Origin of the sequence: Microcystis sp. M_QC_C_20170808_M3Col, from assembly GCF_007095505.1 — a bacterium.
Taxonomy (GTDB): domain Bacteria; phylum Cyanobacteriota; class Cyanobacteriia; order Cyanobacteriales; family Microcystaceae; genus Microcystis.
In genome coordinates, this window is the sequence record NZ_SFBY01000245.1 from 1 (window position 1) to 6,264 (window position 6,264).

4 protein-coding genes and 1 pseudogene are annotated in these 6,264 nt (G+C 40.0%); all 5 read right to left on the reverse strand.

Features of this window, described 5'->3' with window-relative positions:
- Window positions 1-273: 273 nt before the first annotated feature.
- A complete protein-coding gene (locus EWV84_RS11075; protein ID WP_287078047.1) occupies window positions 274-927 on the reverse strand; it encodes an IS1634 family transposase in 654 nt (217 codons plus the stop codon).
- Between the two features lie 81 nt (window positions 928-1,008).
- Complete coding sequence (locus EWV84_RS11080) at window positions 1,009-1,785, reverse strand: hypothetical protein (RefSeq protein ID WP_287078048.1); 777 nt, start codon at window positions 1,783-1,785, stop codon at window positions 1,009-1,011.
- Window positions 1,778-3,253 (reverse strand): AAA family ATPase, encoded by a 1,476-nt coding sequence (locus EWV84_RS11085; protein WP_287078049.1) that lies wholly within the window; start codon window positions 3,251-3,253, stop codon window positions 1,778-1,780. Before EWV84_RS11085 ends, EWV84_RS11080 begins: the two co-directional genes overlap by 8 nt.
- Before the next feature lie 70 nt (window positions 3,254-3,323).
- The gene (gene alaS / locus EWV84_RS11090) at window positions 3,324-5,948 is read right to left on the reverse strand and encodes an alanine--tRNA ligase (RefSeq protein ID WP_287078050.1); all 2,625 of its coding nucleotides are present in this window, start codon (window positions 5,946-5,948) and stop codon (window positions 3,324-3,326) included.
- 71 nt (window positions 5,949-6,019) lie between these two features.
- Window positions 6,020-6,264 (reverse strand): annotated as a pseudogene (locus EWV84_RS11095) (flagellar assembly protein H); the annotation flags it as partial.

The following is a 6,264-nucleotide window of genomic DNA, read 5'->3' on the forward strand; positions in this document are numbered from 1 at the left end:
AAATTCAGGGACTTTTTCCCTGAAAATTAGGTAATTGACCACCTGAAAATGGGTAAAACCCCACACCCCACACCCCAACCCCCAACCCCCAACCCCCAACCCCCAACCCCCAACCCCCACCGAAAAACTTTTTCAGCAGACCCTAGATATTTACTGTGAATTGTCCAAAAACTTATTTGGAAAAGCAAGATGCTCCCTTTAAGCATCTCCACGTCAGCTTAATAACTGGACTTCCCCGTTGACAAAAAGCCATAACCTGTGCTGTAGAAGGGATTAAGAGAATTTACGATACCCCGTTACTGGGTACAAATCAAGGAAACACCTAATAAATCTAACGCATGATTGTTGCAGTTGGGTCGGTCGAGTTATCTTAGAAAAACGATAACTTCCCTCTCTAATCCTACATTCTACTGTATTCAAGCAAATCGTCCCCAAGTCTTCCAACAAAGTCCGAAAGCTATGCACAGGAATGTTCTCGTGATTCCGTTTTTTTCTCTCTTTAGACTGAGCGGATTCACTGGGACTCGCTTTAATCACATCAACGGAACTATCATCAATTTCTTCATACTCAAATAATAAAGGAGCCAAGGACTGTTTTAAATGCCATTCCACATAATAAGCCAACATACATAAAAAGATATGAGCCTTGACTCTATCACCCTTATAATGATAGATAGGACGTACCTTTAAATCAATTGACTTATAACAGCGAAATGCTTCCTCCACTTGAGATAAACTTTTATAAGCTTTAACCGTTATCGCTGCATCCATCAAGGTTGACTCCACAGAAGTTCTTAACACATACACACCATCCAATGCCGTTTCTTGAGCGATTAATTCCAGCTGACGCTGATAAGAAAAGCCTTCTTCTGTTATCTCTAGGTTATAGTATTTATTGACTTTAAACTGATTAAGAACCTTGCCCACTCTCAAAGCTATCTTATCTTGACCCTTTAAAGCTCTTTTCTCCCTTTGAGTCGCCTGAACAATCAAATCTAGTAACCAGATTTAGTATAACGAAGAGCCGAGTAAATCTTTCAGTCCTATGGTGATATAATTTTGATTTTGATTGGGCTTTTGGATGAACCTAACGACGATTTTATCTCGTTCTTCTAATAGGGTTTCTAGGGTTAATAAATCTGATTTTGTAGGTTGAGAGAGAATTTTATATAAGGTACTCTCACTCAAATTATAGTCTTGATCATTTTCTTTGGCAATATCACTATCTTTAATTGCGTTGCAATTATAAAAAATAATTCCTCTGAATTGCACAAATATTTGTGCATTTTGATAGTTTTTCTGGGGATTAGCATGATTATTGAGAGTCAGAAGCATATAGATTCTATTCATCCCGCTTTGAAATTTACCAGCAATCTGCTTTAATGTGCTTTCTTTGTCTTTTTTTGCCTGTAGGGATGCTTTGAGTTCAATTAAACAAATTTGCAGATGATAATTGATAATTTTACCGGCATCATCGACTTTTCTCTGTAAAACTAATATAGCTTTTTCAGGGGTTTTGCCGGAAGCAGAGATACCGGATAACTCTTTTTCTAAATTGATAACCCAGATTTTATCTACTTCTGTAGATATATTTTTGTCATTTTTAGACGATAACTGTAAGTGATTAATAACTACTTTCTTTAACTCGCTCTTATTTGTTTCTTGAATTTCAATACACGCATCCTGACTAAGGCAGATTTCTTCAATAAAACCCCATTTTTCTAAAGCTTGATGAAACTCTTGTCTAAGGGAAAATATTTCTTTTTTTGAGTTAGACTTACTCATTCTCTGCTAAATAGATATGGTTGGTTAAAATTTCTCCAGATTTCTGCACAGAGTTGATAACTTCTTTAAAGTTACGAAAATAAACACCATATTGACTGGTTCCATAATCAATAATTATATCACCCGTGAAAAAGTAAACTCCTAAGTCTTCTTTAGCAATTGAAATTTCTGGATTTAAATTTTTTAATTGATTATCTTCAATAATTTTTGTGACATCAACATCATAACTTTTTAAGGTATGAAGATAAACATAATTGTTGAGAATATCAGTTAAAATCGGGCTATGGGTGGTGATCAAAACTCGATTATCATGCTCGGTGACAAATTGAACTAAAATATCCATTAAGCGAATTTGATTTTCGGGATGCAAATTAACTTCTGGTTCATCTATCATCAAAAAATTGTTTTTTTCCTTGGCCCAATATTTGAGATAAAGATACAAGATAGTCAACTGATTGACTGAAGATGAAGCTAGATACATGGGTAAATCTTTGCTTTCATCGAATTTGAAAGAAAATTGAATAGGTGCGATCGATTCTAGACTAGAAATGGTGATTTCTCCTCCCATTAATCCGCTCATCTTTTCAATCAGAGAATTATAAACTGAATTAATTTTTTTCTTGGTATTGAGAGAATAAAGCGATTCAATCACTTTATTCATTGGTTCTGTATAAGACCTTTTGGGTAATTGTTCCCGAAGACGTTTTAATTTATCTTCATTACTGTCACTATCATCATCAATATTTTCTATTAATTCTAAAAATAGACGGTTAGACTCAATTCTCTTATTTCTTTCTATCTCATAAATGTACTGGTAGAAAACAGGAAAAAAGCTACGACTAGCGGGGATAAAAAAAGTATCTTCTGTCTGAGACAAAAGCACTCTTATTATTGACGAAATAATTACTGATTCCTTGGATGGTTTAGCTCTCTCAAAAAAGTCTCTGGGTATTTGATCAAATACTTTTTCAGGTATATTAGGTTCTTTTATATTTATTGTTAGGCTACCTTTGCCCTTGCTAATCTGTAAATACTCCAGATCATTATTTCCTGCAACACGAACCAAAAAAGTTGTTTTAAATTTCGTCTCTTTAAATTCTTTGATATCCGCTTGAAAAATTAATTTATTGGAACCAATGATCGTTTCTTTAATACTGGCATCAAGATTATAAGTATTAACAACTTCTTTTTCAATAAACTGGCTAAATTTATTGAGAATCTCATCGATTAATTCTTGATTGATCGTAATTTTTTTAATAGGTTTTTCCGAGTCAATTACTAAAAAATCAATTTGGGTATTTTCGGAAAACTTTTCAATATTGTCATGATTAAAAATTGTCCATAAAAGCTGAGAAACTAGGGTTTTGCCACTATTGTTATAGCCAATAAAAGTGTAAAACTTCTTAGTTAAATCTATAGCTTGATTATTATTTCTAATTGATCCCAAATTCTTGATCAGTAGTTCCATATTATTTTTACCAATCACACCGAGAGAATAACTAATTTTTTAAAGGTGGACAAAATGTCCACCCTTAAAACTATTGTAAACTGCTAGTTAACTGACTTTTGGCCTTAGCTAAAGCTTCGCTTAACTTACTAGCATCCCGTCCCCCAGCTTGAGCTAAATTGGGACGACCACCACCACCACCAGCGCAGATTTTAGCGATCGCACCGATAAATTTACCCGCTTGTAAACCCCGATCTTTAATCACCTGGGGACTAAAAGCGGCCACTAAACTCACTTTATCAGCTGCGGGAGTCGAGGCCAAAACCACTGCCCCTTCCCCTAATTTTTGCTGTAGTCTTTCGGCTGCGGCCATCAAAGCATTAGCATCAATATCGCCCAAAGAAGCGACTAATAGCTTAAATTCGCCGATAGATTCGGCTTGAGATAGCAAAGCATCCGATTTATTTAGGGCTAACTCCTGTTTAATCGTTTCTAACTGCTTTTGTGTCCCCTTTAACTCTGATTGTAAGGCCGTAATGCGATCGGGAATTTCCAGAGGTTTGACCTTAAAGCGATCGCACAAATCCCGCACCACCTGATCCCGTTCATTCAGGTATGCTAACACGGCAGGGCCGGCCACCGCTTCGATGCGACGAATTCCCGCGGCGATTCCCGTCTCGGAGATGATTTTAAATAAACCGATCTCGGCGGTATTTTTAACGTGAGTTCCCCCGCATAATTCCATAGAAACGCTAGGAATATCGATGACTCGCACTTCTGAGCCGTATTTCTCGCCAAACATGGCAATAGCTCCCTTCTGCTTCGCTTCTTCCAATCCCATCACCGCTATCTCGGTGTCATGCGCTTCGGCAATCCAAGTGTTAATCTGTTCTTCCACCTGTTGCAATTCAGCGCTAGTCAGGGGACGAGGACAGTTAAAATCAAAACGGAGGCGATCGAAATTGACGAGGGAACCTGCTTGGGAAATCCCCCCATCGACAAGCTTTTTCAAGGCCGATTGTAGCAGATGGGTGGCGGTATGATTAGCTTGGGCGCGACGACGACAGGAGCGATCGATCTGAGCATTAATTGTATCGCCAGTGGTGACAATTCCCCGCTCAATCCGACCAAAATGGATAAAAATCCCCGATTCTTTCTGCACATCCTCAACGCGGATAACCAGATTATCGCCGGTTAAATAACCCTTGTCACCGATTTGTCCACCCGATTCGGCATAAAAAGGGGTTTTATCGAGAACTACCTGCACCTCAGTGCCTGATGCGGCCGATTCCACCGTTTTACCGGCGACCAAAACTGCCGTTACTGTTGCGGTTGCTTGCAAATCCGTATGACCGAGAAATTCCGTCGGGTGAATATGTTCCGCCAGCTTATCTAAACTGCCCTGTACCGTCAAATCTATGGTTTCGTGGGCGGCTTTTGATCTTTGCTGCTGTTTTTTCATTTCCTGCTCGAAACCCGCCGTATCGACGCTTAAACCCTGCTCCTCGGCGATTTCTTGAGTGAGTTCGAGGGGGAAGCCATAGGTATCATAAAGGGTAAAGGCATCGACTCCCGAAATCTGGCTTTTTTCTTTTTCTAGAATCGATTCGAGCAGTTTCTCGCCTCTTTCTAGGGTTTCTAAAAATCTCGCTTCCTCTCGCTCTAATTCTGCCTTGATCACCGTTTCTCGTTCCCGAACATTGCCATAGACGGACTCGGAAAGAGCGATCGCAACTTCCGCCACTTTGGTGATAAATTGACCTTCAATACCGATTAAACGCCCGTGCCGTACTACTCTCCGAATCAGACGACGCAGGACGTAACCTCTGTCAGTATTCGATGCTGAGATACCATCCGCTATCATGTGTACTACCGAACGCACATGATCGCCGATGACTTTTAGGGAAACTTTCGTTTTTTCGTCCGCTTTCTGGTAGTCTATCGCTGCTAACCGGGCCGCTTCGGCGACAATCGGGAAAATTAGGTCAGTTTCGTAGTTATTGGCGACTTTTTGCAGGATTTGCGCCATCCGTTCCAAACCCATCCCCGTATCGATATTTTTATTCGCTAGGGGTGTCAGATTACCGTCCGCGTCGCGGTTATACTGCATGAAGACGAGGTTATAAAACTCGATAAAACGGCTATCATCCTCTAAATCGATGGTTTTATCCCCTAATTCTGGGTGAAAATCGTAGTAAATTTCCGAACAGGGACCACAGGGACCCGTGGGACCCGATACCCAAAAGTTATCCTCTTCGCCCATTTTTTGGATACGATGGGCAGGAATACCGATTTTATCGCGCCAGATAGCGAAAGCTTCCTCATCCTCCCTAAAGACACTAACGACTAATCTTTCGGGGGGAAGGTCAAAAACTTCTGTGGACAATTCCCAGGCCCAGGCGATCGCTTGTTCTTTAAAATAATCACCAAAGCTAAAATTGCCCAACATCTCAAAAAAAGTATGATGTCTAGCAGTCCGGCCGACATTTTCGATATCGTTGGTGCGAATACATTTTTGGGAAGTGGTAGCGCGGGGAAATTCTGGGGTCTTTTGCCCTAAGAAAATCGGTTTAAAAGGGAGCATTCCCGCAATAGTCAGCAAAACGGTGGGGTCTTCTGGGACTAGAGAGGCACTAGGGAGAATTTTATGGTTTCTGGCCGCAAAAAAGTCTAAAAATCGCTGGCGAATCTCGCTTCCGCTTAGGTGGTTACTCATAGAAGATGTCAGTTAGTCAGAAAATGCCTATTTTATCCATTGTGGCATTTTTGCGTTTTAACTCTCCACCTTTACTCTCGCGCCGCTTGTCGGACTTGTTCTAAGTCTAAATCCAAAGCTTGAGCGATTTGTTCCACACTTAAACCCAAAGCAAGCAAACGGGGAATAGATTCCAGTTTAGCCTCTAGTTTTCCTCGCGTCCTTGTTCGAGTCCTTCCCGTTTAGTTGCTTCCTTCCATTCCTGATAGGTTTGAGATAAGGTCATAAACACCTCTCTATCTTCAGTTTCTAGGATGTTATTTATTTCCATACTAAC

Bases quoted from the DNA above. Each gene is read 5' to 3' on its own strand.
- EWV84_RS11080 (WP_287078048.1), bottom strand. From the start codon at position 1,785: ATGAGTAAGTCTAACTCAAAAAAAGAAATATTTTCCCTTAGACAAGAG.
- EWV84_RS11085 (WP_287078049.1), bottom strand. From the start codon at position 3,253: ATGGAACTACTGATCAAGAATTTGGGATCAATTAGAAATAATAATCAA.
- alaS (WP_287078050.1), bottom strand. From the start codon at position 5,948: ATGAGTAACCACCTAAGCGGAAGCGAGATTCGCCAGCGATTTTTAGAC.